The organism is Gordonia sp. NPDC127522 (assembly GCF_042672305.1).
Taxonomy (GTDB): domain Bacteria; phylum Actinomycetota; class Actinomycetes; order Mycobacteriales; family Mycobacteriaceae; genus Gordonia; species Gordonia hongkongensis.
On record NZ_JBHXVK010000003.1, the window covers coordinates 59,641 to 85,899 of the forward strand.

25 protein-coding genes and 3 tRNA genes are annotated in these 26,259 nt (G+C 67.5%); 8 read left to right on the plus strand and 20 right to left on the minus strand.

The features are described from left to right. Nucleotides 1–22 precede the first annotated feature (22 nt). Nucleotides 23–415: a holo-ACP synthase gene (locus ACFVHY_RS07800; protein WP_055474732.1), complete on the plus strand. Its 393-nt coding sequence runs from the start codon at nt 23–25 to the stop codon at nt 413–415. Nucleotides 416–428: 13 nt separating this feature from the next. On the opposite strand, the gene ACFVHY_RS07805 is transcribed toward ACFVHY_RS07800, so the two are convergent. After that, nucleotides 429–1,055 carry a TetR family transcriptional regulator gene (locus ACFVHY_RS07805; RefSeq protein ID WP_055474733.1) on the minus strand — a complete coding sequence of 209 codons (627 nt, stop codon included), beginning with the start codon at nt 1,053–1,055 and terminating at the stop codon, nt 429–431. An 11-nt stretch (nt 1,056–1,066) separates the two neighbouring features. Beyond that, a complete protein-coding gene (bcp, locus tag ACFVHY_RS07810; protein ID WP_390270508.1) occupies nt 1,067–1,543 on the minus strand; it encodes a thioredoxin-dependent thiol peroxidase in 477 nt (158 codons plus the stop codon). Nucleotides 1,544–1,693: 150 nt separating this feature from the next. On the opposite strand from bcp, the gene ACFVHY_RS07815 reads away from it, so the two are divergent. The 3 genes from ACFVHY_RS07815 to ACFVHY_RS07825 all read left to right on the plus strand — a co-directional run bounded on the left by ACFVHY_RS07815 (nt 1,694) and on the right by ACFVHY_RS07825 (nt 3,622). Further along, nucleotides 1,694–1,918: a DUF3618 domain-containing protein gene (locus ACFVHY_RS07815; protein WP_058250014.1), complete on the plus strand. Its 225-nt coding sequence runs from the start codon at nt 1,694–1,696 to the stop codon at nt 1,916–1,918. 127 nt (nt 1,919–2,045) lie between these two features. Next, nucleotides 2,046–2,118 (plus strand) — tRNA-Lys (locus ACFVHY_RS07820). A 313-nt stretch (nt 2,119–2,431) separates the two neighbouring features. Then, nucleotides 2,432–3,622 carry an Ig-like domain-containing protein gene (locus ACFVHY_RS07825; RefSeq protein ID WP_390271476.1) on the plus strand — a complete coding sequence of 397 codons (1,191 nt, stop codon included), beginning with the start codon at nt 2,432–2,434 and terminating at the stop codon, nt 3,620–3,622. A gap of 57 nt (nt 3,623–3,679) precedes the next feature. Here ACFVHY_RS07825 and ACFVHY_RS07830 read toward each other — a convergent pair whose 3' ends face one another. The 6 genes from ACFVHY_RS07830 to orn form a co-directional block, all read right to left on the minus strand. Then, the gene (locus ACFVHY_RS07830; RefSeq protein ID WP_390270511.1) at nt 3,680–5,731 is read right to left on the minus strand and encodes a neutral/alkaline ceramidase; all 2,052 of its coding nucleotides are present in this window, start codon (nt 5,729–5,731) and stop codon (nt 3,680–3,682) included. 320 nt (nt 5,732–6,051) lie between these two features. Beyond that, nucleotides 6,052–7,350, minus strand: a complete 1,299-nt coding sequence (locus tag ACFVHY_RS07835) for a dicarboxylate/amino acid:cation symporter (protein ID WP_390270514.1) — start codon at nt 7,348–7,350, stop codon at nt 6,052–6,054. 130 nt (nt 7,351–7,480) lie between these two features. Further along, nucleotides 7,481–8,830 carry an RNA polymerase sigma factor gene (locus ACFVHY_RS07840; protein ID WP_390270517.1) on the minus strand — a complete coding sequence of 450 codons (1,350 nt, stop codon included), beginning with the start codon at nt 8,828–8,830 and terminating at the stop codon, nt 7,481–7,483. 3 nt (nt 8,831–8,833) lie between these two features. After that, the gene (locus ACFVHY_RS07845; RefSeq protein WP_390270520.1) at nt 8,834–9,178 is read right to left on the minus strand and encodes a YciI family protein; all 345 of its coding nucleotides are present in this window, start codon (nt 9,176–9,178) and stop codon (nt 8,834–8,836) included. A 175-nt stretch (nt 9,179–9,353) separates the two neighbouring features. After that, nucleotides 9,354–9,426, minus strand: a tRNA-His gene (locus ACFVHY_RS07850). Nucleotides 9,427–9,528: 102 nt separating this feature from the next. Next, complete coding sequence (gene orn, locus ACFVHY_RS07855; RefSeq protein WP_078113579.1) at nt 9,529–10,128, minus strand: oligoribonuclease; 600 nt, start codon at nt 10,126–10,128, stop codon at nt 9,529–9,531. A gap of 67 nt (nt 10,129–10,195) precedes the next feature. On the opposite strand from orn, the gene ACFVHY_RS07860 reads away from it, so the two are divergent. Continuing rightward, a complete protein-coding gene (locus ACFVHY_RS07860; RefSeq protein WP_390271526.1) occupies nt 10,196–10,342 on the plus strand; it encodes a hypothetical protein in 147 nt (48 codons plus the stop codon). Nucleotides 10,343–10,444: 102 nt separating this feature from the next. On the opposite strand, the gene cmrA is transcribed toward ACFVHY_RS07860, so the two are convergent. The 3 genes from cmrA to ACFVHY_RS07875 form a co-directional block, all read right to left on the minus strand. After that, the gene (gene cmrA, locus ACFVHY_RS07865) at nt 10,445–11,251 is read right to left on the minus strand and encodes a mycolate reductase (RefSeq protein WP_390270524.1); all 807 of its coding nucleotides are present in this window, start codon (nt 11,249–11,251) and stop codon (nt 10,445–10,447) included. Between the two features lie 41 nt (nt 11,252–11,292). Then, nucleotides 11,293–13,356: an NADPH-dependent 2,4-dienoyl-CoA reductase gene (locus ACFVHY_RS07870; protein WP_137809303.1), complete on the minus strand. Its 2,064-nt coding sequence runs from the start codon at nt 13,354–13,356 to the stop codon at nt 11,293–11,295. Nucleotides 13,357–13,429: 73 nt separating this feature from the next. After that, nucleotides 13,430–13,978, minus strand: a complete 549-nt coding sequence (locus ACFVHY_RS07875) for a PadR family transcriptional regulator (RefSeq protein WP_390270528.1) — start codon at nt 13,976–13,978, stop codon at nt 13,430–13,432. 137 nt (nt 13,979–14,115) lie between these two features. Here ACFVHY_RS07875 and ACFVHY_RS07880 point away from each other — a divergent pair, with 137 nt between their 5' ends. Further along, nucleotides 14,116–15,435, plus strand: coding sequence for a uracil-xanthine permease family protein (locus tag ACFVHY_RS07880; protein ID WP_137809305.1), 1,320 nt, complete (start codon nt 14,116–14,118; stop codon nt 15,433–15,435). Nucleotides 15,436–15,580: 145 nt separating this feature from the next. Here the strand turns inward: ACFVHY_RS07880 and ACFVHY_RS07885 are convergent, their stop codons facing one another. The 3 genes from ACFVHY_RS07885 to ACFVHY_RS07895 all read right to left on the minus strand — a co-directional run bounded on the left by ACFVHY_RS07885 (nt 15,581) and on the right by ACFVHY_RS07895 (nt 17,839). Then, the gene (locus tag ACFVHY_RS07885; RefSeq protein ID WP_390270532.1) at nt 15,581–17,293 is read right to left on the minus strand and encodes a hypothetical protein; all 1,713 of its coding nucleotides are present in this window, start codon (nt 17,291–17,293) and stop codon (nt 15,581–15,583) included. Next, complete coding sequence (locus ACFVHY_RS07890; protein WP_390270535.1) at nt 17,293–17,655, minus strand: hypothetical protein; 363 nt, start codon at nt 17,653–17,655, stop codon at nt 17,293–17,295. Before ACFVHY_RS07890 ends, ACFVHY_RS07885 begins: the two co-directional genes overlap by 1 nt. 110 nt (nt 17,656–17,765) lie before the next feature. Continuing rightward, nucleotides 17,766–17,839, minus strand: a tRNA-Arg gene (locus tag ACFVHY_RS07895). 133 nt (nt 17,840–17,972) lie between these two features. Here ACFVHY_RS07895 and ACFVHY_RS07900 point away from each other — a divergent pair. Next, entirely contained in the window at nt 17,973–19,997 is a 2,025-nt protein-coding gene (locus tag ACFVHY_RS07900) for a cytochrome c oxidase assembly protein (protein ID WP_390270537.1), read from the plus strand. A gap of 13 nt (nt 19,998–20,010) precedes the next feature. On the opposite strand, the gene ACFVHY_RS07905 is transcribed toward ACFVHY_RS07900, so the two are convergent. After that, nucleotides 20,011–20,595, minus strand: a complete 585-nt coding sequence (locus ACFVHY_RS07905; protein ID WP_068972493.1) for a chorismate mutase — start codon at nt 20,593–20,595, stop codon at nt 20,011–20,013. A 159-nt stretch (nt 20,596–20,754) separates the two neighbouring features. On the opposite strand from ACFVHY_RS07905, the gene ACFVHY_RS07910 reads away from it, so the two are divergent. Further along, nucleotides 20,755–21,183, plus strand: coding sequence for a single-stranded DNA-binding protein (locus tag ACFVHY_RS07910; protein ID WP_390270540.1), 429 nt, complete (start codon nt 20,755–20,757; stop codon nt 21,181–21,183). A gap of 32 nt (nt 21,184–21,215) precedes the next feature. Here ACFVHY_RS07910 and ACFVHY_RS07915 read toward each other — a convergent pair whose 3' ends face one another. From ACFVHY_RS07915 to ACFVHY_RS07935, 5 genes are read right to left on the minus strand one after another with little or no spacing between them, the layout of a single operon-like run. Beyond that, complete coding sequence (locus ACFVHY_RS07915) at nt 21,216–21,629, minus strand: ATP-binding protein (RefSeq protein ID WP_390270543.1); 414 nt, start codon at nt 21,627–21,629, stop codon at nt 21,216–21,218. Between the two features lie 40 nt (nt 21,630–21,669). After that, the gene (locus ACFVHY_RS07920; protein WP_058250027.1) at nt 21,670–22,008 is read right to left on the minus strand and encodes an STAS domain-containing protein; all 339 of its coding nucleotides are present in this window, start codon (nt 22,006–22,008) and stop codon (nt 21,670–21,672) included. Next, nucleotides 22,008–23,984 (minus strand): glycosyltransferase family 2 protein, encoded by a 1,977-nt coding sequence (locus ACFVHY_RS07925; protein ID WP_390270546.1) that lies wholly within the window; start codon nt 23,982–23,984, stop codon nt 22,008–22,010. Before ACFVHY_RS07925 ends, ACFVHY_RS07920 begins: the two co-directional genes overlap by 1 nt. Beyond that, entirely contained in the window at nt 23,981–25,213 is a 1,233-nt protein-coding gene (locus ACFVHY_RS07930; protein ID WP_390270549.1) for a PP2C family protein-serine/threonine phosphatase, read from the minus strand. Before ACFVHY_RS07930 ends, ACFVHY_RS07925 begins: the two co-directional genes overlap by 4 nt. Further along, on the minus strand, nt 25,210–26,202 hold the full coding sequence (locus ACFVHY_RS07935) for a glycoside hydrolase family 26 protein (RefSeq protein WP_390270552.1): 993 nt from the start codon (nt 26,200–26,202) through the stop codon (nt 25,210–25,212). The genes ACFVHY_RS07930 and ACFVHY_RS07935 overlap by 4 nt, the downstream gene beginning before the upstream one ends. Between the last annotated feature and the right edge of the window lie 57 nt (nt 26,203–26,259).

Here is a 26,259-nt window from a genome sequence, read left to right on the forward strand (position 1 = left end):
TGGCGCGAGCAATTCCCCAGGGATGAGCGTGCTCGGTGTGGGCATCGACATCGTGTCGATCCCGGAGTTCGGCGAGCAGCTCCGGCAGCCGGGTACGACGTTCGCCGACCGGTTCACGGTCGGCGAGCGTCGGGACTCGGCCGCCGGGACCGGCGACGACGCCCGGCATCTGGCCGCCCGCTGGGCGGCGAAGGAGGCAGTCGTGAAGGCGTGGTCGGTGAGCCGTTTCTCGCGGTCGCCGCTGCTGCCGCTGATCCGGCACAGCGACATCGAGGTCGTCACCGACACGTGGGGACGCCCGGCCATCCGGCTGTCCGGCGAGATCGGCGAGCATCTGCGCGACACGACCGTGCATGTGTCGCTGACCCACGACGGGGACACCGCTGCGGCGGTGGCCATCCTCGAGGGCAGGTAGCCCCGCACGGCTCTCAGACCGTCGTCGACTCCTCGAGCAGCAGATAGCCCGCGAGCATCCGCTTGAGTTCGGCGACGGTCTCGTCGTGGTCGTGGCCGTCCTGTACGGAGAAGCTCAGGAGCGAGTAGGCCGTGTGGACGAGCACCTGGGACATCATCTCGCGGCGTTCGCGCTGTGACGGCGTGAGCGGCGCGATGATCCGCGCGACCTGTTCGGCGAGCACCCGTTCGTTCAGCGATGCCGTGGCGCGGGTCGCCGGCGTCGACTGGACCGCCAGCCACACCGCCCGCCGCGACGGATCGGTGCGCCACAGCGCCGCGAGGTGGTCGAGGAATTTCTCGAGCAGGCTCGGCCACTCCAGGGACGGCACCTCTGAGGAGAAGGCCGTGAGTTCCTCGCGGACGTCGACGGTGTCCTGGCGGTCCAGCTCGCACACGATGACGTACTTGTTCGCGAAGTACTGATAGAGGGTGCCGATGGGGACCTCGGCCCGGGTCGCGATCTCTTCGCAGGTCAGCGACTCGAACCCGACGTCGATCAACAGCTCGCGGGCCGCTTCGAGCATCGCCTGGAACTTGCGCTTGCTGCGCTCCTGGGTGGGCCGCTTACGCGGCACCAGCGGTTCGGCGGACTCGGGCATCGGGGCCGGGCTCAGACGGACAGGTCGCGGCGCAGCTTGGCGACGTGTCCGGTGGCCCGGACGTTGTACTGCGCGAGTTCGATCGTGCCGTCGGCGTCGACCAGGAATGTCGACCGGATGACGCCGGTGACGGTCTTGCCGTACATCTTCTTCTCCCCGAATGCGCCCCACTCGGTGAGCACCTTCTTCTCCGGGTCGCTGAGCAGCGGGAACGTCAGGCCCTCGGTCTCGACGAACTTCGCCAGCTTCGCGGGCTTGTCGGGGGAGATGCCGAGGACCGCGATCCCGGCCTCGTTCAGCTCGTCGAGGTTGTCGCGGAAATCGCACGCCTGCTTGGTGCACCCGGGGGTGGCCGCCGCGGGATAGAAGTAGACGACGACCTTGCGGCCGGCGTAGTCCGACAACGAGACCGGGTCGCCGTTCGCGTCGGGCAGCGTGAACGACGGCGCCGTGTCGCCCACGGACAGTCGGGTGGTGGTCTCAGCCATGAGAGCCAGGCTAGTGCATGGCGACATGCCCGGATGCCGGGATGTCGTAGCATCGAGACGCTGCCATCTGGCGGTTCGTCCCCGGCGCCGAGAGGTCGTGCGGCGGCCGGGAAGTGAGAAGACCAACGAGAAGCGCCGGAAGGATGCAACGTGGCCGGAGATACCGAACGTATCGAGCAGGACATCGCCAAGGCCCGTGAGGACCTCGCCAGCACGCTCGACGCGCTGGCCGAGCGTGCCAACCCCCAGCGGCTCGCCGACGACGCCAAGTCGAAGGCCCTGGCGACACTGCAGACGCCCGCGGTGAAGTACGCACTTGCCGGGGTCGGCGCACTGGTCCTGCTCGTCGTCGTCCGCAAGGTCGCCTCGAGATGACCCGCTGATGCAGCAACCGGCGGCGCGAGCTCGTCCGCGCGGGCCCGTCGATCGGCAGAAGCCGCTCCGACCAGGCGATTTCACTTCTGCCGCGGGGGTCCTGTAAGGTTCCTTCTCGCACCGCCAAGCGCCATTAGCTCAATTGGCAGAGCAGCTGACTCTTAATCAGCGGGTTCGGGGTTCGAGTCCCTGATGGCGCACAGAGTACTCAAGACGCCTCGCGTGGAGCGAGGCGTCTTGTGGCGTCTCAGACGGTTTCGACCGCGGCCGGTGGTCGATGAACGGCAGATGAACGTTCGGCGTTTCGGGTGCGCAACACGCCGCTCGAATGGATGACGGCGGAAGCGTTCGGTCCGATTTCTCGTACACTGGTCCGCGACATCGGGGTTCGGAATGTCCGTTTCGGATTCGGGGTGTGCAGTGTTCTCAAGGTTGCGGGGCAGCGTGACCGACCGGTTCGGGGTCGGGGCGTCGACAGGCGGGAGTGAGATGGGGATCGGTCGTACTCGGCGGATGCCGCTGATCGTCAGCGGTGTGATGTTGGCAATCGTCGCGCTGGTGACGTCGTGCACGCAGGAGGCGTCGTACTCCGACAACGTCAGCAGTTCGAGTCTCTTCGACGACCTGCTCAAGCCGGGTCTCGAGATCACCGAGTGGGCCGAACGTCCCCTGAACGACAACGCCGTCGGCGTGCAGCCCGGTGCGCCCATCAAGGTGAAGACCAGCGAGGGCACCATCAGCCGGGTGCTGATCAAGAAGTCCGACGGCACCCCCGTGAAGGGCACCCTCGCCGACAACGACACGGTGTGGGTCAGCAACGAGGCCCTCGGTTACAACCGCACCTACACTCTCGAGACCGACGCGGTGGGCATCGGTGGTGCGGTCACCAAGAAGGTCACCTTCACCACGAGCAGCCCCAACAACCTGACGCAGGCATACCTGACACCGAGTCCCGGCGAGACCGTCGGCATCGGACAGCCGGTCGCGGTGAAGTTCGACGAGCCGATCGCGGATCGTCGTGCGGCGCAGCGCGCCATCCGGATCACCACCGACCCTCCGGTCGAAGGTGCCTTCTACTGGATCAGCCCGAGCGAGGTCCGGTGGCGGCCGGCGGAGTACTGGAAGCCGGGCACCAAGGTGCGGGTCGCGGTCAACACCTACGGCATCGACCTGGGTGACGGCCTCTTCGGCCAGGAGAACGTGCGGACCAACTTCACCGTCGGACGCTCGATGATCGTCACGGCCGACGACAACACCAAGCAGGTCGTCTTCGAACGCGACGGCAAGGTCATCCGGACCATGCCGACGTCGATGGGCAAGGCCGGCGACGAGACCGACAACGGTATCTACCTGGTCTCGGACAAGCACGACCACATCATCATGGACTCGTCGACCTACGGCGTGCCGGTCAATTCGTCGAACGGCTACCGCACCCCGGTCGACTACGCCACCCGGATGTCCTACAGCGGCATCTTCTTCCACTCCGCACCGTGGTCGATGTGGGCGCAGGGCAACACCAACACGAGCCATGGCTGCCTGAACCTGAGCCCTCAGGACGCGCTGTGGGTCATGGAGAACACCCTTCGGGGCGATCCGGTGGTCGTGAAGAACACCACGGGCGGAACTCTGTCGGGGACCGACGGTCTCGGTGACTGGAACATCCCGTGGTCCGTCTGGCGTAAGGGCAACGCCGACAACACCTGACGATCTCCAGGCATCCGGACGCCACCGAACCGCAGCGCGGTCGGTGGCGTCCGTGCGTCAGCGGGCCCCGACGCGGAACGTGCGACTCGTACCGGTGATGGGTCTCGTCGAGCCGCTCGCCTCCCTGCGGTCCCCGAAGTAGCGGATCCTGTACACCCCGGATGTGCTCGCGGGCGGCCGCCACGTGACCGTGATCCGCGACGTGTCCGGGCTGCCCGCCGGCCGCGCCCATCGGAACTCCGTGGACCAGTCGTTGTCGTCGGCGACCGTCGTCCACTCGTTTCCGGTACGGCGCTGCACCGCGAGGTAGGTCCGGCCGTGCCGGAAGTCGTTGTTGGGATGCGCGCCGACGAACTCGACGGTCACCGTCGCACCGGGCCGGTACGCGGGGTCGGGCTGGCGAAGGACATCGCCGTAGCGTCGGCCCGGCATCGGACGGTCGGCGGCGACGGGGGGCACCAGGTCGGGTTGCAGTCCGGACTTGTCGACGGGCGCCGGACCGCGGCCGACCTTCCGGCCCGACGACATCGCGGCCGCGAGCGATGCGAATTCCTGGAGATAGGCCGACAGCGTGTAGCGGCCGTACTGGGTCTCGCCGCCCTCGTAGTGCTGCAGGTCGTATTCCTCGGGCGTGGTGACGTACTGGGTATAGGCGTTGGCGAAGCCCTGCACCACCACGTTGTCGATGTCGGTGCGTAGTTCGTCGGCGACCACCTGACGAAGCCGACGTCCCGCGACGACGGTGACCTCGGCGGGCACGCCGATGAGGACGAGTTCGCCGATGCGCATGAGCTGCAGCGGCACCACCGACGGAATCCAGCCCGAGGGCGGCAGCAGGCCGAGTGGGAACGCGATCAGCTTGGGTGCCTGCATGTCTCGCATCCACGGTGCGATCGGTGGAATGCGGTCACCGCCGAGTGCGGTCACGAGGGGGTTGGTCATCCCCTCGACGAGGAAGGGGAGTGGCTGCTCGTAGTTGTCCTCGCTGCTGGTCGCGACCGCGCCCGCACCCATCATCGCGGGAGTGGTCGAGGCGGGCCGGCCGTCGGGCGTGTACGTGCCGGAGATCTTGACAGAGGACATGTCGACATACTTGACGATCGAATCGACGCCTCCTCGTGTCATCGGCCGGGCTGCATCGAATCCGCGGCGGCCCGCGACATACTGGCGCTCGCCGATCAGTTCGCAGTTCCGTCTGTTGTTCGACGTCGGGCCGCTCGGATCGAACGCCGCCAGCGCGAGATTCGGCGTCATGTCGCCGGAGTTGGTCTGTGGGAACGCGGCCACGAATCCGGGCTGGGTGCGCTCCCACAGGTGGCTCGCGTAACCCTTGTTGTCGCCGGCGATGAGGTCGTTGCGGTCGGTGAGGGACGTGCCGTGTGTCGGGAACCAGGTGATGGCACCGACGTCCCGGCCGCCGGAGGTGTCGTGCTGCCGCAGTCGTAGCACCGTGACCTGTGGGTCGATCGCATCGGGGAAGTGCCGCTTGTCCGACAACGGGTTCGCGTCGAAGGCGACCCGGGATCGATTCCGGCTGGCGTCGTGCAGCTCCTCGCGGCCGATCGTGATGGTGCCGGGTGCGAGATTCTCGTGCGCGCGGACGATCGCGGCGAACATGCCGTCGACCTCGGCGTCGTAGGAGTTCTTCTTGAATCCGAACGCGGCAAGCGAGTAGGCGTAGTCCCAGGAGGTGCCGCCGCAGGAGGCGTGCGTGTGCTGTGCGTTCAGATTCACGTTCGACTCGGTGTACAGGGTGCCGAATCGGTTGCGCAGCTTGGCCATCAGACCCATGTGGTGCGACTGGAACAGGCACGCGAGGTCGGCGGTCAGGAAGACGACGCGCTGACCGGTGGCGGGATCGACGATGATGTAGGCCCGCGCCCAGCAACGCTGGAGGAGTCCGGCCGCGACCTGCTCGGGATTCGAATAGCCCATCATGCCCTGGCCGGCGACCGCGCCGGTGACATCCCCGATGCCGCAGCCGACGAGGTACTTCATCGATTCTGCCGGCAACGCGCCGGCCGGGGCGGCAGCAAAGGCGGAGCCGAGTCCTACCGTGGCGGCGCTCGCCGCGGCTCCGGCCATCAACTGTCTGCGCGTGAGGTCCACGTGCCGTCCTTCCGGGCGTCGGACGACGCCGGCAGATGTGCGGTGTTATCGCGGCACACACCCTGACGGCGCGGCCGTGTGGTCGAGATCAGTTCAGGGCGTCGAACTCAGTCGTTGTCGTCGCTGCCCGGGATCCCGATGATGAACCCGATCCCGATGATGATGCACGAGATCAGGGCAACGGCAGGCATGACCCAGTAGGAAGGCATGTGGTGAACGTTACTGCGAGGCACGCCCATGCGCCCGGCTTCGAGGACTTTCGGGTACGAAGGTCCCCCGGTCTCTGATCGGCTGACGGGCCGGTTCACGGTGACGGGCGGTCAGTCGGCGTCGTCTGCCCGAGCAAACGCGCCGGAGAACTCGCTGACATCGATCTCCTCGGACACCACGGTCTTCTTGTCGTTGTAGACGTCGCGGTCGATCTCGTCGTCGGCGTTGGCCACGAGCATCGCGACGAACGTGTCCCCGTTGACGTTGAGGAAGGTCCGGAGGATGCCGGCGAACCAGTCCACGGCGATCAGAATGCCCACGGCCTCGAGCGGGAGATCGAGGGAGGTCGCGAGAAACGTTGCGATGACCGGGAATCCGCCGGGGACCGTGATCGTGCCCATGTTGAGCAGAATGGCCAGACCCATACCCAGTGCGATGTCGCCGACGGAGAGTTCGACGTTGCCGGCCTGGGCCAGGAACATCACCACGATCATGTAGTTCAGCACGGCGCCGTACGAGCCCATCGTGAGGCCGATCGAGAGGGTGAAGTTCGCGATCTTCTGACTCACGCCCACCTTTTCGACCGTGTTCTTGAGAACGGTGGGGAAGGTGACCGCCGAACTCGTGGTGGTGATCGCGATGGTGGTCTGTTCGGCGAGCTTGCCCGGCAGCTTGGCCGGGTTGAGGCGTGTCCGTGCGCTGACCACCACCACGAACAGCACGAACAAGATCGCGACGCCGAGCGCCGTGGTGCCCAGATACTTGGCACCAGTGGTGACCACCGAGAAGCCGACGTCACCGGCGAGTGAGGCGAGCAGGCAGAACACCCCGACGGGTGCGATGTGCATGACCAGTCGGATCATCGTCAGGACGATCTGTTGGACCTGGTCGATGAACGTCAGGACGCGATCATCGCCGGACTTGGTGATCTGCATCCGAAGTGCGATCCCGAACAGCAACGCGAAGATGATGATGGGCACCATCGTGGCCGTGGACATCGCTTCGAAGATGTTCTTGGACACGAAGTTCAGCAGGGTATCCTGCCAGCCCGTGGTCTCCCCGGCCTCGTCTTCGAGGGTGGGGTCGAGCTCGCCGTCGAACACCATCCCGGCGCCGGGCCTGATGAGCGCGCTCAGTGCCCAGGCCAGCACGGCCGCCACGACCGAGAACCCGAGCATCCACTTGACGGTCCGGAAGGCGATCCGGCCGGTCCCGGCGCCCGACATCGACGCCGTCGCGACGATGACCGACGCGAGAACCAGTGGGACGATGGACATCTGGATCAACCGGATGAACATGTCGCCGACGAACTTCAGGTTGGCCGCCCATTCGCCGACGGCCAACCCGAACAGCACACCGGCGATCGCACCGATCCCAATCTGTAACGCCGGGTGTTTCAACGCTTTCATTGGCTCTCTCCTCGCACGCAGGATGCGGCCGGGAGCCGCATTCATGCTCCTCGCAGAACTGGGGCGAGACGCTAATGCGGTCGCGCGGCGCCGGTGTGACCTCGGAATTACGGCCCGATTTCGTCGCAGGTCATGGCGTGGAGAGGGGTTGGTTCCCGGGGTCGTCTGCATCGGGACGCGGCGGGTCGGTGACGAGTCCGGACAGTGCGTCGGCAAGATAGTCGTCCTCGGCGCCGTTGCCGGGCAGTTCGAGCGCGCGACGGTACGCGATCGCCGCGCCGCTGTCGTCGCCCAGTTCGCTCAGCGTGAGGGCACGGGCGATGTGAAAGGGCCGGAACCGGTCGAGTTGTGTGTCCGACTGCAACCGATCGAGCATCGCGATACCGCGCGCCGGACCGTATGCGCGTCCGATGGCGACCGCGCGACCGACGCGCACCACAGGTCCGGGATCGTGCACTTCGAGTAGTCGATACAGGACGGCGATCTGGGTCCAGTCGGTCTCGCCCGCGTTGGCTGCCTCGGCGTGGACGGCCGCGATCGCCGCCTGGATCGTGTACAGACCGGCGTCTGCTTGCGCCGCAGCGTGTTCGGCGAGCGCGATGCCCTCGGCGACGAGGGCCCGGTCCCAGAGCCGGCGATCCTGGTCATCCAGCGGAACCGGCCGGCCGTCGGAGTCGAGCCGAGCCGGCCGGCGCGACTGGGTGAGCAACAGAAGGGCGAGCAGTCCGGTCGTCTCGGCGTTGGGGAGCAGTGCGCGCAGTGTCCGAGCGAGGGCGACGGCCTCGTCGGTGAGGTCGTCGCGGATGTGCGCGTCCCCGGTCGAGCGCGCGAACCCCTCGGAGAACAGTAGGTAGATGACCCGCAGGACCCCGCCGAGCCGACGGGGGAGATCGCCCTCGCGCGGCGGCGCGAACGGGACGCCCAGCGCGCCGATCCGCTTCTTGGCGCGCACGATTCGCTGCTGGGTCGTCGGTACCGGGATCAGCAGCGCATGCGCGACCTCCGCGGTGGTCAGCCCGGCGACGAATCGTAGGGTGAGCGCGATCCGGTCCTCGGCGCGTAGCACGGGATGGGTGCAGGCGAAGAACATGCCGAGGCGTTCATCGGGCAACCCCGGTGGCGGTGCCTCGGCCGGGTCTGCGAACTCCGCAGGGGTGGAGGCACGTTCGGTCTCGGTGTGCAGCCGGGCCAGTTTCCCGGCGAGGACGGATTCACGCCGCACCACGTCGAGCGCCTTGCGTTTGGCCGTCGTCGTCAGCCACGCCTCCGGTGAATCCGGGACTCCGGTACGCGACCAGGTGATCAGGGCCTGCGCGATCGCGTCCTGCAACGCGTCCTCCGCGAGGTCGAGATCGCCGAACTTCTTCGTGAGCGTGGCGAGTACACGAGAACGGACGTCGCGATCGACGGCCGACACCGCCCGGCGGGCCACGGACTCCGCGGAATCCGTGGCCGCCGGACGGTGCGCGTTGTTCGTCATCGCTCAGTACGGTGCGAGCGGCCGGATCTCGACATGGCCGCCGGGCGCCGAACCGGGGCTGCGGCGGGCCCACTCGATCGCCTCGTCGACGTCGGCGACGTCGATCACATAGACACCGCCGACGAACTCCCGGACTTCCGCGAACGGCCCGGACGACGCGACCACCCGCTCGCCGCTGTCGTCGGTGTGCACCACCGCGCGCTCGTCCTCCAGCGCGAACGAGCTGACCACGACGCCGGCCTTGGTGATCTCCTCGTCGAAGGCGAAGAACTCCTCGGGGCTGGCGCCGCCGTCCTCACCACACGCCGGATCGTTGACATGTCCCATGAGCAGCAGTGCGTATTTCATCGTTCCTCCAGTTCTCGGCCGTCTGCACGGCTGTGCCGATGTGCCCATCGTGCCGAACCGGATCGGTCCGACACCATGGTGACGTACGGGGATTCCGGATATCGACAGCAAGCCGGGGAAGAGACCGCGGCCACGAGAAAGCCCCGCCTGCGGATCGCAGACGGGGCTTCGTCGGGGTGGATGACGGGACTCGAACCCGCGACAGCCAGGATCACAACCTGGTGCTCTACCAACTGAACTACATCCACCATCGGCGTCGGAAACCTGGGCGTCAGCGCCGGGTCTCAGAGCCATCAACACTCTAGCGGGTCGGTGCCGCAGAACTCCAATCGGTTACCCGACCTGCGTGTTCAGGCGGGGCCGAGGTCTTTGACGATCTCGGCGAGGGCATCGGTGTCCGGGCCGGGGGCGGGCACGAACGCCGCGGCGCGGTAGTAGCGGAGTTCCCGGATCGACTCGCGGATGTCCGCGAGGGCCCGGTGCGCAAGCCCCTTCTCGGGCTGGCCGAAATAGACCTTGGGGTACCAGCGCCGGCACAGCTCTTTGATCGAGCTGACGTCGACCATGCGGTAGTGCAGGTAGGCGTCGAGTTCGGGCATGTCCCGAGTGATGAATCCGCGGTCGGTACCGATCGAATTGCCCGCGAGGGGGACCGCGCCGGCGGTGGTCACATGCTTGCGGATGTAGTCGAGCACCAGCTTCTCGGCTTCGGCGAGGGTGACGGTGGACGCCCGCACCTCCTCGGTGAGACCCGAGGCCGCGTGCATCTTGGTCACCACGTCGGGCATCGACGCCAGCGCCTCGTCGTCGGCGTGGATCACGACGTCGACACCGTCGCCGAGGATGTTGAGGTCGCCGTCGGTCACCAGGGCCGCGATCTCGATGAGTTTGTCCGACTCGAGGCGGAGTCCGGTCATCTCGCAGTCGATCCACACCAATTTGTCCTGCACCCGACAACCTTAGCCAACCTCGCGCGCGAATCCGCGGGACATCGGCCCGGAGGTCTATCGTGTGCTCGTGACCGAAGGCTCCAGTCCTGCGCAGCACATCGCCGCCGCGTACGCGTTCAGCACCGCACTCGAACCGGGCGCAGTCTCGACAACGGGGCCGATGTCGGAGGAGACGGGGCTCCTGACCGAGGTGCTCACGAGCAAGCCGATGTAGAAGTTCCTGCGATCGGCGGCGCGCGCGGCCGGACGCGAGTTCAGTCGCGCGATCTTCGGCACGGGGCGTCGCCGGCGGCGCTGAACGGCGCCCAGACGACTCCTACTCTGCGCTGAACTTGCGGTAGAACCCACCGACGATCGGGGCCACCACCCCGCGCGGTGTGTACCCGCCGGCCACCGACATCGCCTTGGACAGGGTGCCGGGCACGACGCGCATCTTGTTGTGCGCCAAGGCATCCAAGCTCATTTCGGCGACCTTGGCCGAGGAGTGCCACAGGAAGTCCGGGACGACCTTGTCGATGATGGACGCCTCGTCCGGGGTAGGTGTGTGCGTGCGCACCGGGCCGGGCGCGAGCAGGGTGACGTGCACGCCCTGCCCGGACACCTCGCCGCGTAGCGACTCGCTGAAGCTGTTCACGAAGGCTTTCGATGCCGCGTACGTCGCGTTGTTCGGGATCGGCATGTTTCCGGCGGCCGACCCGACCATCAGGATGCCACCCGAGCCGCGCCGCACCATCTGCGGGAGCACCGCCAGGGTGAGGTCGTGGACGGCGTTGACGTTGAGCCGGACCTGCGCGCGTTCGTGGTCGGCGTCGAGGTTTGCAACCGGTCCGAAGGTCGCGATGCCCGCGTTGTTGCAGAGGATCGAGATCTCACGGCCGGCGAACTCGGCGGCGAGCACTTCCACCTTCGTCGGGTCCGACAGGTCGACCGCGCGGACCTCGACCGAGACCTCGTGTGCCGTGCGGAGTTCGCCGGCGAGTTCCTCGAGAAGATCGCCCCGGCGGGCGACGAGGATGACCGAATGACCCCGGGCGGCCAGCGCGCGTGCGAGTTCCCGTCCGATCCCGGACGAGGCGCCGGTGACGACGGCACGGGCGGTGGCGGAGGGCGGCGGTACCGGCATGTCGCAATGGTAGCCGCCGCCCCTCGCGCCGAGACCGAGCGTCAGTCGATGCCGGCGGCGACCTCGGTGCCCTGCCGGATCGCGCGCTTGGCGTCGAGTTCGCCGGCGTAATCGGCCCCGCCGATCACGTGCGTCGTGACCCCGGCCAAGGTCAGCGGATCGACCAGATCGCGTACCGACTCCTGGCCCGCGCAGATCACCACGTTGTCGACCTCGAGCACGCGGGTGTCGGTGACGTTGCCCTCGTCGTCGCGGAAGCTCAGATGCAGGCCCTGGTCGTCGATCTTGTCGTAGGTGGCGCCGCTGATCTGCTCGACGCCCTTCATCTTCATCGTCGCGCGATGGACCCAGCCGGTGGTCTTGCCGAGGGACTTGCCCTGCTTACCGACCTTGCGCTGGACCAGGTAGACCTGACGCACCGGCGGAAGCGGCCGCGGCTTGGTGACGAAGCCGGGCTTCTCCGGGTCCTCCGTCACGCCCCATTCCTGTTCCCACTCTTTGAGATTCATCGTCGGCGACTCGTCGGTGGTGAGGAACTCGCTGACGTCGAAACCGATGCCGCCGGCACCGATCACGGCCACGCGCTTGCCGATCTCCCGATGTCCGAGCACGGCGTCGGCGTACGACATCGCCATCGGGTGATCGACGCCGGGGAAGCTCGGGATGCGCGGCACGACACCGGTCGCGACGATCACGTCGTCGAACTTCTCGGCGATGATCTGCTCGGCGTCGGCGCGGGTGTTCAGTCGGACCTCGATACCGAGCACCTCGATCTGACGGGTGAAGTAGCGGATCGTCTCGCTGAACTCCTCCTTGCCGGGAATGCGTGCGGCGATGGAGAACTGGCCGCCGATGGAGTCGCCGCCCTCGAACAGGGTGACCTTGTGGCCGCGCTTGGCGCCGGCGACGGCGGCCGACAGGCCGGCCGGGCCCGCGCCGATCACGGCCAGGCGCTTGGCCTTTCGCGTCGGACCCAGGATGAGCGTGGTCTCGCGTCCCGCGATCGGATTCACCAGGCACGACACGTGCTTGCCGACGAAAGCGTGGTCGAGGCAGGCCTGGTTGCAGCCGATGCAGGTGTTGATCTCGTCGGAGCGGCCCTCGCGGGCCTTGTTCGCCAGGTGGGGATCGGCGAGGAAGGGCCGGGCCATCTGGATGGCGTCGACGCGTCCGTTCGCGAGGATCTCCTCGCCGAGTTCCGGGGTGTTGATGCGGTTGGCCGCGATCAGCGGGATCGACACTTCGTCGCGGAGCCGTTCGGTGAACTTCACGAATGCGCCGCGCGGCACCGAGGTGACGATGGTGGGGACCTGGGCCTCATGCCAGCCGATGTCGGTGTTGATGGCGTCGACGCCGTACTGCTCGGCCTTGCGGGCCATCAGCGCGACCTCGTCCCAGGTCTGTCCCTTGCGGATCAGGTCGGCGATCGACTGACGCAGGATCACCGGGTAGTCGCGGGGTACCTGACGGCGGATCTCCTTGATGACCTCGACCAGAAAACGCTGGCGGTTCTCGGTGTTGCCGCCCCATTTGTCGGTGCGGTCGTTGGTGTGGGGGCAGAGGAACTGGTTGATGAGGTAGCCCTCGCCGCCCATGATCTCGATGGCGTCGTAGCCGGCCTTGCGTGCCAGCTTGGCGGACTGCCCGAACGACCTGATGACGTGGCGGATGATCGGCTCGGTCATCTTCAGATGCTTGAACGGGTGGATCGGCGACGGATCGGTGCCGGGAGCGACTTTGAACGGCGTGTATCCGTAGCGGCCGGCGTGGATCAGCTGCATCGCGATCTTGCCGCCCTCGTCGTGCACGGCCTTGGTCACGCGCTTGTGGCGGGTCATGTCGACGACGTTGGTCATCTTGCCGCCGGCGAAGGCGAGCAAACCCGTCCGGCTGGTGCCGAAGCCGCCGGTGATGATCAGTCCCGCACCGCCTTTGGCGCGTTCGGCGAAGTACGCGGCCAGCTTGTCGGTGTCCCAGAACCGGTCCTCGAGACCGGTGTGCATCGAACCCATGACCAGTCGGTTCTCGATGGTCATGCCGCCGATCTGCAGGGGCGTGAACAGGTGCGGATAGTGCTGGTTCGGTTGTGCCGTCGGGGCTGACATGGCGCGACCTTTCATCTCGGTGAACCTGGGTGGACGGATTGGCGGTATCGAAGGTGTTGCGGGACCGGCGAACTCAGCTCTCGGTCAATTCCCGTTCGAGTCCGTGGATGACCTCGTCGCACCATTCGATGTATCCCTGCTCGTGGCGGATACCGCCGCGGAGGACGAGGTACTGGTGCAGCTTGCGGCCGGTGAGCGTGTCGGGATCGGGGTAGTAGTCGGCCTGGAAACCGGTGTAGAGCTTCAGCTGCGCGAGGTGCTCGTCGCGGTGGGCCTTGAGTTCGCCGATGATGGCGGCGAGGTCGCCGAACTCCGCGGCCCGCAGCTTCACGCCGATGTCGCTGCGGAGCGGTTGCAGTGGGGTCGGACTCATCGCCCAGTCGGCCAGGGCGTCGCGCCCGGCATCGGAGATCGTGTAGACCTTCTTGTCCGGACGGCCGTCCTGGCTGATCGACTCGACGCTGACCAGTTCGTCGTCGAGGAGCTTCTTCAGCGTCCGGTAGATCTGCTGGTGCGTGGCCGACCAGAAGTAGCCGATGCTGCGGTCGAATTGCTGACCGATCTCATAGCCCGTTCCCGGTCGCTCGGCCAGCGACACCAGAATCGCGTGTTCGAGCGCCATGAGAGCAAGCTAACACTGCAACAACGCACTATGCAACAAGGTGTATATGAGTCGAGTTGCATATGCCGTCCGTGCAGCATCGGCGGAGGAGACCCGAAGTGAGGCGTCGTCAGCATCCGTGCCGCAGACTGTTCGGCATGGGTGAACCGGAGACGAGGTCTCGGAATCTGCTGTCCTGGAAGCTGACCGACAACGCGGTCGTGGCACCGGAGGAACGGCTGACCTGGCCTCGGACGGTCAGCATCGGCCTGCAACACGTGGTCGCCATGTTCGGCGCGACCTTCCTCGTCCCGGTGCTGACCGGGTTCCCACCGTCGACGACGCTGTTCTTCTCCGGCGTCGGCACGATCCTGTTCCTGCTGATCACCCGCAACCGCCTGCCCAGTTACCTGGGTTCGAGTTTCGCCATCATCGCGCCGGTGACGGCCGCCGTCGCCTCCGACGGGGCGTCGTCGGCGCTCGGCGGGCTCGTGGCGGTCGGCGCTCTGCTCGTCGTCATCGGGCTCATCAGTCATTTCGCGGGTGTGCGATGGATCGAGACCCTGATGCCACCCGTCGTGACCGGCGCGATCGTTGCGTTGATCGGGCTCAATCTGGCGCCGGCGGCCAAGAACAACTTCGTCGCCGATCCCGTCCTGGCGACGATCGTGCTGGTGCTGCTGGTGGCCTCCGCGGTGCTGTTCCGCGGGCTGCTCGGGCGCCTGGCGATCTTCCTGAGCGTCGTGGCCGGATATGTCCTCGCGCTGATCCTCGACCGGATCGACAGCGACAACGACTACATCGACACCTCCGCCATCGGTGACGCCGCCTGGATCGGACTGCCCGACTTCCAGACGCCCACGTTCGACCTGGGTGTCCTGCCGTTGTTCCTCCCCGTGGTGTTGGTCCTCGTCGTCGAGAACATCGGCCACGTGAAGTCGGTCGCGATGATGACCGGGAAGGATTACGACGCCACCATGGGTCGCGCGCTGGCCGCGGACGGCGTGGCCACGATGCTGGCCGGCAGCGGCGGCGGGTCGGCCACGACGACCTACGCCGAGAACATCGGCGTGATGTCGGCGACCAAGGTGTACTCGACGGCGGCCTACTGGGTGGCCGGCGGCGCGGCGATCCTGCTCGGACTGTCGCCCAAGGTCGGCGCCGTGATCGCCGCGATCCCGCCTGGCGTGCTCGGCGGTGTCACGACCGCGCTCTACGGTCTGGTCGGTGTCATCGGTGTCCAGATCTGGGTGACCAACAAGGTCGACTTCTCCAAGCCGATCAACCAGTTCACCGCGGCGATCCCGCTCATCATCGGCATCGCCGACTACACCTGGCAGGTCGGCGACCTCGTGTTCGCCGGCATCTCGCTGGGCTCGGTCGCGGCACTGGTCATCTATCACTCCATGCGCCTCATCGGCGGGTGGCGGGGGACGGTCGACGTCGGCCGGACGGGCACTCACCACGGCGACGCATAGGCGTCCGACCGACGAACCTCAACTCGACTGATGGACTTCGATCGAGGTCCAGGAGTCGAGTTGAGGTTCGCAGGTGGACGGTCGCGAGGGGACCGAGATGGAACAGACGACTACTCGAAAGCCTGGCGTGTGTGCGAGTCGTGGCTCACCAGGGCAGCCTTAGCGGGATGTCGGGAATCGGCCCCGGCAGGTCGATGTCCCCGTCGGCGCGATCGTTGAACAGATAGAGCCACCACAGCGGAACGGGTGCGCCGACCGGTGGTGGGAGTTCGGCGACGTCGGGCTTGCGAGGGACGTAGAGGTCGGGTTCGGCGCCGACGACGACCTTCACCATGTTTTGGAAGGCCGTGGATTCCGGGTCGTTCCAATAAGCACCGTGGGTGACCAGACCCCCGTCGACTGTGCGTCGATCTGCGTCGACTGTGCGCTCGTCGAGGTCGACTGTGCCGGTGTCGAGCCTGATCACGCCGGGCGCGGTGTCGGGGTCGTGGCCGTGCGGGTTCCCGGGGAAGGATTGGACGTAGTGGATCGGGTCGCCCGGGAAGGTCAGCGAGTATCGATCCACGCCGTCGGGATGCGGGGTGTCGTAGATGCCGGTGCCCGCCGACGACGCGTAGATGACGCGGTCGGGCGCGAGACCGAGTTGTTCGGCCGAGCCCACGACCGACCCGCCGTAGCTGTGACCGATGTAGGTGGTGGTCGCGCCGGGTGCGAGGTGCGCGATCTCGGCGTCGAGTTCTGCTCCGAACAGCGCCAGGCGGTGCGCCATGGCTGCGGCGAAACTCGGACTCGCCGCCGAGCGGAGGTCGGGCGGGAGGTCGCCGTCGAGGTAGAGGAACACCGGACCGCCGGTGCGTACCGCGAGTTCGGTTGCGGCCGTGCGGTTGTGGCCGACAGCGGTGTCGAGGTCCGTGCCGGTCCCGGGCACGTAGGTCGCCGTGTTCGGGGTACCGGGCCGCAACGATCCGATCATCTCGACCAGGCGTCCGCGTGGAGTGTTGACGAAGGTGATGAAGGTTCGCTCGACGAGTCCGTCGTCACCGCGGGGTGTCTCGCCGGCCATGGGGTCGGGGATGGGCGCGAGGAGTCCGCGCAGGGTCCGAGCTCGACGGCCGTGCCCGCGACCGGCCGCGATCTCGTCGAGAAGTGCGTTGCGGATGTTGATCTCGTTGGCCTGGGCGCGGATCGCGAACGGGACGCCCGGTAGGTTCCCGATGACGTGCGGGTCGGCCTGCACCAGACGTCGGACGTCGTCGGCACCCATCTGTTCGATGACGTCGCGGACCTGGGTCGGCGTGAGCGTCTCCAGCATGCGGACGGCCTGATCCGCGTCCATCTCGGCGCCCCCGGGCAGTGTGACGTCGGGTTGACCCGCCGTCATCGACGCGAGGTCGGCCGCGAAGGTCTCGAGTCGTGCACCGTAGCGCTCGTCGAGGGCGTCGACGGTGTCGAGAGCCTCGGCGATGGATTCCGCGAGAAGGGCGGCCTGACCGTCGAATTCGTGCTCTGGATGTGTCACCTCGCCGTCGTCGAAGACGGTGAAGCCCAGCCCCTCGGCTCCCCGGACGACACCAAGTGCGAAGTCGCGGGCGTAGCCGAGGTCGGCGGCGGCATCGGTGGCCTCGTCGGCGATCATCTGCACCACGTTGCGGACCTCGCCGGCATGATCGTGTTCCGCCCAGATGGCTTGGTGCGCAGCATCGTGCGTGCCGCCCGACCACCTCGAGGCGTTGTCGAAGGCACGCACTGCGCGACCGATGCCGGTGTCGATGCGCTCGGCGAGCGTCGAGGCAGCGGACCCGGCGACGGCGATCGACTGCGGATCCCACGCGCGCAACTGCGAGAGGGTGGGTCGCATCAGCGGTTCCGAAGCGAGCGGAACCGGGTGCCCGACCGCGCGTCGGCGTCTGCCGTCGTCGCGTCGAACGCCCGCAGCATCTGACTCATTGTCGTCAGGCGTTCACCGATGGAGTCCACCGCCGACCGTGCGGGCCCGATCGTGGCGGCGAGGGCACGCACGACGCGACTCGAGGGTCCGAGCGCCGCTCCGACGGCCTCGACATCCGCGGCGTGGATCGCGATCGCGGCGGCCCGCCAGGTGCGCGCGATGCCCTCGACCTCGGCGGGATCGACACCGAACAGCGATGCTTCTGAACCCTTCTGGTCTCGTCGACCAGATGAGAGGGGCGGAAAACCGGACAGAGAGCGGGGGAGCGTCATGATCCTCCAGGGAGTCGCGACCCACCGAGGTGTGGGGCAGGACTATGACGCACGGCGTGCCCTGAACGGTTCCCGATCCGCTTTGAGCGGTCGGCGACAGGCAAATGACGTGCCCCCGGCAGGACTCGAACCTGCGACCTAGGGATTAGAAGGCCCTTGCTCTATCCACCTGAGCTACGGAGGCTGACCGGCGAGCGTGACGTGGCGCACGAGCGGCCGGGCAGAGAGAGTCTACGACACCGTCGTCGCTATGCCGTGCGCCACGGCGGGCCAGGTCGAATTGGGATCACGTCAGTGGCCGGTCCTACAGTTGGAGGATGACCCGCACGTCGACGCCCGCCTCCGCGGAGCAGCATCGCGACGCGATGAACGAACCGCGCGGCGTCGTCACCGCGATCCTGTGGGCATCGGGTTGGCTCGCCGCGATCGTCGCCGTCGCCGTCACCGCGATCTCCGCGGCGTCGGCGCTCCGGTTGACCGGTGTGCCCGATCCGGGGCCGCTGACCACCTACGGCGCACCTGCTCTGACCGCGATCGGCGAGTTCGCCGCGGCGATCGCGCTCGGGTCGGCCGTGTTCGCCGCGTTCTTCGTGCCGCCCCAGGCGAGCGGCGTCCTCGACGTCGGGGGTTACCGCGCCATCCGGATCGCGGCGGCGAGCGCGCTGACGTGGTCGGTGTCCGCGCTGCTGTTGATGCCGTTCTCGGCGTCGGAGGTCAGCGGGGCGCCGCTGGCGGAGGCGATCCGCCCGGCGAACCTGCTGACCGCCTACGGCCAGGTCGCGGAGGTGCGCACCTGGTTCTGGACCGCTGTGTTCGCACTGGTCGCGGCCATCATCGCCCGGATGACCCTGCACTGGGGCCCGACGATCGCGGTCATCGCGTTCTCCGTGTTCAGCCTGATGCCGTCCGCGCTCGCGGGCCACTCCTCGTCGGGTGGCAACCACGACGTCGCCACCAACAGCCTGATCCTGCACATCATCGGCGCGACCCTGTGGCTCGGCGGTCTCGCCGCGGTCGTGGTCTACGCCCTCGCCGACGGACGATGGCGCGCCCTGGCGGTGCGCCGGTTCTCGCGCGTCGCGTTCTGGTGCATCCTCGTCGTGGGCGCCAGCGGTGTCGTCAACGCCCTGGTGCGGGTGCCGCTCGGCGACCTGTTCACCGACACCTACGGCCGTCTGATCGTGGCCAAGGTGGCGGCCCTGGTCGTGCTCGGCGGACTCGGCGCGTGGCATCGTCGTGTCACCATCGCCCAACTGGACGCCGACGACAAGCCGTCGCTGTTCGTCCGCTTCGGACTGGTCGAACTCGCCGTGTTCGCCGCGACCTTCGGCCTGGCCGTCGGCCTGAGCCGTACGCCGCCTCCACTCGTGGACACCACCCAGATCTCGGCGACCGAGAACGCGATCGGTTACGACCTCGACGGGCCGCCGACGTTCGTCCGCCTTCTCACCGAGTGGCGCTTCGACCTGATCTTCGGGCTCGCGGCGATCGTGCTCGCCGTCGTGTATCTCCGGGGAGTCATCCGCCTGAGGCGCCGGGGTGATGCCTGGCCGGTCGGTCGCACCGTCGCGTGGCTCCTCGGGTGTCTGCTGCTGTTGCTGGCGACGTCATCGGGATTGGGCCGCTACGCCCCGGCGATGTTCAGCATCCACATGATCGCGCACATGCTGCTGTCGATGATGGTGCCGGTCCTGCTGGTGCTCGGTGGCCCGGTCACGCTCGCCCTGCGGGCACTGCCGCCGGCCGGTCGGGGCAATCCGCCGGGCCCGCGCGAGTGGATTCAGCTGGGCGTGCACTCGGCGCCGTCCCGGATCCTGACGCATCCGCTGATCGCCGCGGTCATGTTCGTCGGCAGCTTCTACGTTCTCTATCTCGGCGGTCTCTACGAGTCCGTGGTCCAGTACCACGCGGCGCACCTGTTGATGAATCTGCACTTCCTGATCAGCGGCTACCTCTTCTACTGGCTGGTGATCGGCATCGACCCGGCCCCGCGTCAGGTGTCACCCGTGGCAAAGCTGGGCCTCGTGATGGCCTCGATTCCGTTCCACGCGTTCTTCGGCATCGCCCTCATGATGACGACCGCGGTCATCGCCGAGACCTACTACCGCGGGCTCAATCTCCCGTGGAACTACGGCCTCTTCGACGACCAACGTGTCGGGGGCGGAATAGCTTGGGCCGCAGGCGAGATCCCCCTGGTGGTGGTCTTACTGGCGCTGTTCGTGCAGTGGCAGCGCAGCGACACGAAGCAGGCGCGACGCTTCGACCGCAACGCGGACCGCGACCACGATGCGGACCTCGGCAGCTACAACGAGATGCTGAAGGAACTCAACAAGCGCGGTTGAGCGGCAACAGGTCTCAGCCGGACCCCGTCGACACCGTGCAGACCGACGACCCGGCCTGGATCAAGGCGCCGGTGTGCAGGGGATCGAAGCCGAAATCGGCAGCGGTGCGGCCGGTCGCAGTGATCAGCTCTGGAGGACACCGGAAGCTCGTCACGAGTTCGCCTGCGGCGGCAAGCTGGTCGACGATGGCCACGGTGAACTCGTTGATCGCGGTCCGGACCGGACCGAGATCGGACGTCGCAGGTGGAGCAGTCTGCCCAGGCAGCCGCCACTGCGCAAACAGTCCGCGTTGGACGGTCTTGCTAGCCTCGATCTGATCGCGGAACACACCGCGTACGTAGGCGGGGTCGAGACCGCGGTCGGTGGCCAGCTGCGACACGGTGTCGAGGACCACCTGTTCGCGCGCCGGGTCGTCGATGGCCGCGCCGGACGCCCATTTCGTCGCGGCGACGGTGTCGGCCAGTGCGAGCCGGCCCGCGATCGCCTCGGTCAGACCGGTCAAGGTCGGCGAAGCGACCGGCGCAGCGCCTGCGAGGGGCGGGGCAACCAGCATCGTTGCCGCTGCGATGAGACCTACCAGGAGCCTTCGGATGCGCACCCTGCGAAGTCTATGGGCGGCGAGCGTCAGGTGCATCGCGATCTGTGGGTAACACGTCGAGTTCTCCACAGCGGCACGAGGCCGGCTCTTCCAGTCCCCGCTGCGGGTGATGCTGGTGCGGCCACATCTTCCCGTGGCCGACAACCGTAGGAGACGACCATGTTTGAGACGTACACGACCGTCATCGGAACCGTAGTGTCCGATCCCCGTCGGCGGCAGACGACCACCGGGGAGGACGTGATCTCCTTCCGCGTGGCGTGCACGTCGCGCCGTATCGACAAGAGCACCGGCGAGTGGTCGGACGGACCCACGTTGTATCTCACGGTCAGCTGCTGGCGGCGTCTGCTGACCGGCGTCGGCCTGGCGATCGCGAAGGGGCGGCCGGTGATCGCGCACGGTCAGATCAAGACCAACGAGTACCCATCGGCGGACGGCTCACGTCGCTCCGATCTCGAGATGACGGCCGTGGCCGTCGGACTCGACCTGAGTCGCTGCGTCGTCACGTATCGGGGCACGCCCGCCCAGGGGCGCGCGGCCGACGCACCGGTCGTCGCGACCGCGCCCGAGACCCGCGAGTCGGCGGCGTGAACGCACGATCGTGGGGTTGAGCCGACTACAACTCAATCCGAACGGTTCCGGACCAGTCGCCAGTGGTTCTTGCCGTCGGCACGACGATAGGCGAGTTCGTCGAGGACGTTGATCGCGATGGCCAGGCCGCGGCCACGCTCGGCGAAGTCGTCGGGCAGGCTCACGGCGTCGAGATCGACGCGGGCGGGACTGCCGTCGTCGGAGTAGCGGGCTTCGATCCGGTCCGGTGCGACCTCCAGCTCGAGGCGCAGGGTGACGGTTGTGCCGTCCCCGGCGTGTTCGATGATGTTGGCGCCGATCTCGGCGACTGCGAGCTCGAACTGCATCGCGTCCATGTCGTCGATGGGGCACTCCGCGAGGAGATCGGCGAGGAGTGCGTGGATGTGGTCCATGGTCTCGAGGGAGGTGATCTCCTCGAGGGTGCGGGTCGCGGTGTTCTCGGTCATCGCCGGGTCCTCGATCTCTGGGTGAGTGGGACGGTTCCCGTCAGGCCCCGTCGAAGGCGTCGTCGGCCGACGGGTGGACGCGCAGAACGCGATTGAGATTGGTCAACTCCAGGACGGTGACCACCTGCGGCGTCGGGGCCGCAATCCGGAGGTCGCCGCCGGCCTGGCGTGCCACCTTCAACCCGGAGACGAGTGCGCCCAGGCCCGAGGAATCGATGAAGTCGGTGCCGGACAGGTCGACGACGATCCGGGCCGAACCGGACCCGACCAACTCGTGCAACTGGTCTCGGAGTCGCGGGGCGACAACCATGTTGAGCCGGCCCTCGGGCCGGATCGCCACGGCGCCGCCGTCGACGCTACGTGTTGCGAAATTCGCCATCACTGCCCTTCCTCATCGGGACCGCGGTACCGCACCGCGGTGATGACAACGCTCAGGATCACCAGATCGAACACTACCCAGAACAGGTTCACGCCGACGCCGAGAACGGAGACGGCGCCCCGGTACAGCTGCACGATACCGATGACCGAGGCCACCACGAGCAACGCCATCGCGATCAGCTGTGGCCGAACGATGTGCCAGGGCAACGCATCCTGCGACTGCTTGGTCTTCGGGGTCACCGCGAAACCGAGCGGACGGTTCATGTAGACGTTGCGAAATGCGGTGTTGCACGCCTTGATCCAGACGGGGAACAGAGCGAGGCTGTACTGCTGGCCGCGCCACGTCGGCGTGCCTCGTGCCACCACCAGGAACAGTATCTGGTTGACCACCAGGAACGGGATCAGCCGCAGGAAGAAGTCCCAGCTGTAGGCCTCGACCGGCAGGATGCCCAGCACCAGGTAGACCACCGGTGCCGCGATGTAGGCGATGGCCGCGAAACCGGCGAGGTAGCTCCACATCGTCGCCCAGTACATGAGTCGCTGAGTGAGGGTGAGGCCCTTCTGTACCAGCGGGTTCTCCCGCAGCATCACCTGGATCGTGCCCTGCGCCCACCTAAGCCGTTGCGTCACCATGGTTTTCAGGTCCTCCGGCGCCAGGCCGAAGGCAAGATTCTCGTGATGGTAGGCGGAGTTCCAGCCGAGGGCGTGCAACCGCATACAGGTCGCCATGTCCTCGGTCACCGAGATGGTGGCCAGGGGCAGCATGGGCTGGGCCTCGTCGGATCGCCCGACGTCGACCGCCGCGACCATGGCGCGGATGGATTCGATGGCGCCGAGCGGCGACCACTCCCGCTCGGCGAGGACCGCGAGCGCGTCGTAGTCGACGGCGCCGGCACCGGCTTCCTGCTCGCTCAGCTCGGTGAGCGCCTCGATGGCCTCGAGGTCGGCGCGCATGGCCTCGACGTCGGCGTCGACGAGCCCGCGTGCCGCCTCGTCGACGCGAGCCTGGAAGCGATAGGTGATCTCGGCCAGTGGTTCTTTCTTCTTCAGCTGCGCGCGTGCGTCTTTCACGGCCTCGTCGACGGCGTCGAGCGCGGCCGAGGCGGTGGGGTTGTCCTTCCCGACCTGCTTGCGCGTCGACTTGAGGACAGAACGTGCGGTGCGCAGGGCGCGATCGATGCCGTCGGAGACGGCGGAGACATACTGGGTGATGCCGAGCTGCATCAGCGCCTCCCGGCGCAGCACGGCGTTGGATCCGCAGAAGAACGCGGCGTTCCACCCGTCCTTGCCCTGCTGGATCGGTCCGTAGAACAGCGGGGCCTGGCTGCCGAGCGGGTCGCCGGGCGGCACGTTCACGAAATACTGCGGCGTCTGGACGAGGGCCATCTTGTCGTCGTGGAAATAGCCGAGCGTGCGGTCGAGGATCTGCGGTTCGGGGATCTGATCGGCGTCGAGGATGAGCAGGAACTCGCCGTCGGTCTGCATCAGGGCGTTGTTCAGGTTGCCGGCCTTGGCGTGCCGCGGTTTGTCGAGCCAGTTCGACGATCGCGTGATGTACTCGATGCCCGCCCGGGCCGCGGCCTCGGCGAGCTCGGCTCGATCACCGTCGTCGAGGATCCACGTGGTGTGCGGGTAGGTGATCGCCTTCGCGGCGACCGCAGTCTTCATCACCAGATCCAGGGGTTCGTTGTAGGTGGTGATGAAGACATCGACGGTGGCGCCCTCGGGCGGGGGAGGCGGATCGGGGCGGTGTTGCAGCCGCCACATCGTCAGCCCGAACAGCAGCGAGTCGATCAGGCTGTAGGTCTCGGCGACGACCAGGGGAACCGCGATCCACCAGGCGTCCCAGTTCACCGAGGCCAGCCAGCGCCACACGATGTAGTTGATCCCGAGGATCGCGGCGGCGACGATCACCAGCCGCAGCCACGGCGACGGGGCCGTGCGTGCGAGGGTGGCCTCCTCGACGCTCTCGCTCATCCCGCATCGTCTCGACGAATGGCCACGACGGTCACATCGTCGATCGGCGGCCGTGAGGCGACCAGTTCGCTCACCATCGAGCACACCTCCGACGGGGTCGAGGTGTCGGCGAAGAGCGCCTGCAACGCCGACTCGTCACCAGACGGCAAGAGGTCCAGCAGCCCGTCGGAGGTGATGACGACCATGTCGCCGGGATCGAGGTGGACCCGGGCGGAGTCCCAGGTGTCGTCGCGCAGGATGCCGATCGGCAGACCGCCCCCGGGGAGCGACTCCACACCTCCGGCGGCCCGGCGGACGATCGACAGACCGTGGCCGGCGTCCACGTACTCGAGCTGCCCCTCGTCGGTGTGCAGGCGTGCATGGAACGCGGTCGCGAACGTCTCGGTGCCGGCGAAGTCGTCGGCGAGCTGATCGGCCACCGTCTCGACCACCTTCGCGAGGTCGGCGTCGGCCGCACCATGTCCGGCGGCGTCGAGTGCGCGGGATGCGGCTCGGATCGCCGACCGGACCGTCGCCGTGAGGATCGCCGCGCCGAGTCCCTTCCCCATGACGTCGGCGACGGTGAACACCAGGCCGTCGCTCCAGGGGTAGTGATCGTAGAAGTCCCCGCCGACCGCGAAGGCGGGCAGGCACATCGCCGCGATCGACCAGCCGGGGACGACTCCGAGAGGCGGCGGCAGCAATTGACGCTGCACCAGTGCCGCGCGTTCCAGGTCGTCGCTGTTCGCGATCTCCCGCTGCGCCCATGCGGCGAGCTCGCGGAACGCCGCCTCCTGATCGGTGGTGAGTTCCCGCGGCCGGGTGTCATAGAGACAGAAGGTCCCCACGGGATGTCCGCCGGGGCCGTACAGCGGATATCCCGCGTAGAAGCGGATTCCGTCGTCGGCGGCGATCTGCGGGATCGCGGCGAAGGCCGGGACCTTCGACACGTCGGGGATGATCAGCGCTGGATCGTCGGGGTGGTCGTAGGCGCGCGCGACCGTCACCTGGCACACCGTCTGTTCCCGCGGCAGGTTCTGCAGCTCGATGCCGTCGACCGCCTTGAACCACTGCCGGTCTCGGTCGAGCAGCGACACCGTCGACATCGGTACGCCGAACACGGCTTTCGCCATCCGGGTGATCTGCGCGAACCGATCCTCCGGGGGCGAGTCGAGTACGTTCAACTGCTGCATCGAATGCAGTCGTGCCTCTTCGATGTCGGCATCGATGTGCGCGTCCACCAGGGTCACCTCAGTCCCGCTTTCTCGAGTGCGTGCGCCATCGCGGTGCCCGCTGCTGCCGTGCTGCCCAATCTCCAGTCCGCTTCTTTGTCGTGGTCGAACCAGACGAAGCCGGTGACGTCGTCGGCGTCGTCGAGGTAGGTCACCAGGTCGGCGATCCAGTCGGCTTTGGAACCACCGGCTTCTGCCGACCCGACCTCTGTGACGAGTATCGGTGTGTCGGAGGACAAGTTACGAAGCTGTGCAAACGAATCGGCGAACAACTCCGCCGGCGGAGTCCATCGGTGGCCGGGCACCGCGCCCCAGTTGTAGCCGTCGATCCCCAGGACGTCGACGTAGGTGTCGCCCGGGTACCAGCGTGACAGCGGAGCGTCGTCGGAAAGGGGGACATTCGGGGCCCACACCCACTTCACGTTGGTCGCGTTCTTGGACGCGAAGAGGGCGTGGACATGGCGCCACGCGGCGATGTACAGCTCGGGGGAGGTCCCGCCGGCGGGGCTCCACGGGTACCAGTCGCCGTTCGGCTCGTGCGCGAACCGGAGGTAGACGATCCCGCCCCAGGCGACGAGTTCGTCGGCCCAGCGGTACAGGTAGTCGTCGTGGGCTCCGGCCACGATCGACGACATCGTGAACGCGCCCCAGTCGTAGTCGTCACCACCGAGGTGGCGCCACGGCTCCCAGGTGACCACCGGTTCGGCACCCGAGGCGACCACGGCGTCGAGTGCGGCGATCGGGGGGATCGCGGTGAAGTCCTCGAAGAACAGGTTGACGGTCGGCCGGACCCCGACGAGGTCGGTGACCGCGGCGACCTCGGCCGGGCGGAGCGGGCCGCTCGGGGTGCTGACACCGAACCGCAGGCACTCCCCGGCCGGGCCGTCCAGGGGAGAGATGGTCGGCGGACACTCGCGCGGCGCCGGCTCGCAGGCGACGAGGCCCATCGACCCGACCATGACACCCAGGACCACGGACACGATCGTCCATCTGGGTACCGCACCCATCGACCGCTCCCATCGCCTCGCCGCCGCACACCGGCACGGCGCTCACCCATTCCCCCG

Bases quoted from the DNA above. Each gene is read 5' to 3' on its own strand.
- ACFVHY_RS07885 (WP_390270532.1), bottom strand. From the start codon at position 17,293: ATGCGACCCACCCTCTCGCAGTTGCGCGCGTGGGATCCGCAGTCGATC.
- ACFVHY_RS07880 (WP_137809305.1), top strand. From the start codon at position 14,116: ATGGGTGAACCGGAGACGAGGTCTCGGAATCTGCTGTCCTGGAAGCTG.
- cmrA (WP_390270524.1), bottom strand. From the start codon at position 11,251: ATGCCGGTACCGCCGCCCTCCGCCACCGCCCGTGCCGTCGTCACCGGC.
- bcp (WP_390270508.1), bottom strand. From the start codon at position 1,543: ATGGCTGAGACCACCACCCGACTGTCCGTGGGCGACACGGCGCCGTCG.
- ACFVHY_RS07915 (WP_390270543.1), bottom strand. From the start codon at position 21,629: ATGACCGAGAACACCGCGACCCGCACCCTCGAGGAGATCACCTCCCTC.
- ACFVHY_RS07840 (WP_390270517.1), bottom strand. From the start codon at position 8,830: ATGACGAACAACGCGCACCGTCCGGCGGCCACGGATTCCGCGGAGTCC.
- ACFVHY_RS07900 (WP_390270537.1), top strand. From the start codon at position 17,973: ATGACCCGCACGTCGACGCCCGCCTCCGCGGAGCAGCATCGCGACGCG.
- ACFVHY_RS07835 (WP_390270514.1), bottom strand. From the start codon at position 7,350: ATGAAAGCGTTGAAACACCCGGCGTTACAGATTGGGATCGGTGCGATC.
- ACFVHY_RS07890 (WP_390270535.1), bottom strand. From the start codon at position 17,655: ATGACGCTCCCCCGCTCTCTGTCCGGTTTTCCGCCCCTCTCATCTGGT.
- ACFVHY_RS07935 (WP_390270552.1), bottom strand. From the start codon at position 26,202: ATGGGTGCGGTACCCAGATGGACGATCGTGTCCGTGGTCCTGGGTGTC.
- ACFVHY_RS07805 (WP_055474733.1), bottom strand. From the start codon at position 1,055: ATGCCCGAGTCCGCCGAACCGCTGGTGCCGCGTAAGCGGCCCACCCAG.
- ACFVHY_RS07870 (WP_137809303.1), bottom strand. From the start codon at position 13,356: ATGTCAGCCCCGACGGCACAACCGAACCAGCACTATCCGCACCTGTTC.
- ACFVHY_RS07825 (WP_390271476.1), top strand. From the start codon at position 2,432: ATGCCGCTGATCGTCAGCGGTGTGATGTTGGCAATCGTCGCGCTGGTG.
- ACFVHY_RS07925 (WP_390270546.1), bottom strand. From the start codon at position 23,984: ATGAGCGAGAGCGTCGAGGAGGCCACCCTCGCACGCACGGCCCCGTCG.
- ACFVHY_RS07875 (WP_390270528.1), bottom strand. From the start codon at position 13,978: ATGGCGCTCGAACACGCGATTCTGGTGTCGCTGGCCGAGCGACCGGGA.
- ACFVHY_RS07920 (WP_058250027.1), bottom strand. From the start codon at position 22,008: ATGGCGAATTTCGCAACACGTAGCGTCGACGGCGGCGCCGTGGCGATC.
- ACFVHY_RS07800 (WP_055474732.1), top strand. From the start codon at position 23: ATGAGCGTGCTCGGTGTGGGCATCGACATCGTGTCGATCCCGGAGTTC.
- ACFVHY_RS07845 (WP_390270520.1), bottom strand. From the start codon at position 9,178: ATGAAATACGCACTGCTGCTCATGGGACATGTCAACGATCCGGCGTGT.
- ACFVHY_RS07910 (WP_390270540.1), top strand. From the start codon at position 20,755: ATGTTTGAGACGTACACGACCGTCATCGGAACCGTAGTGTCCGATCCC.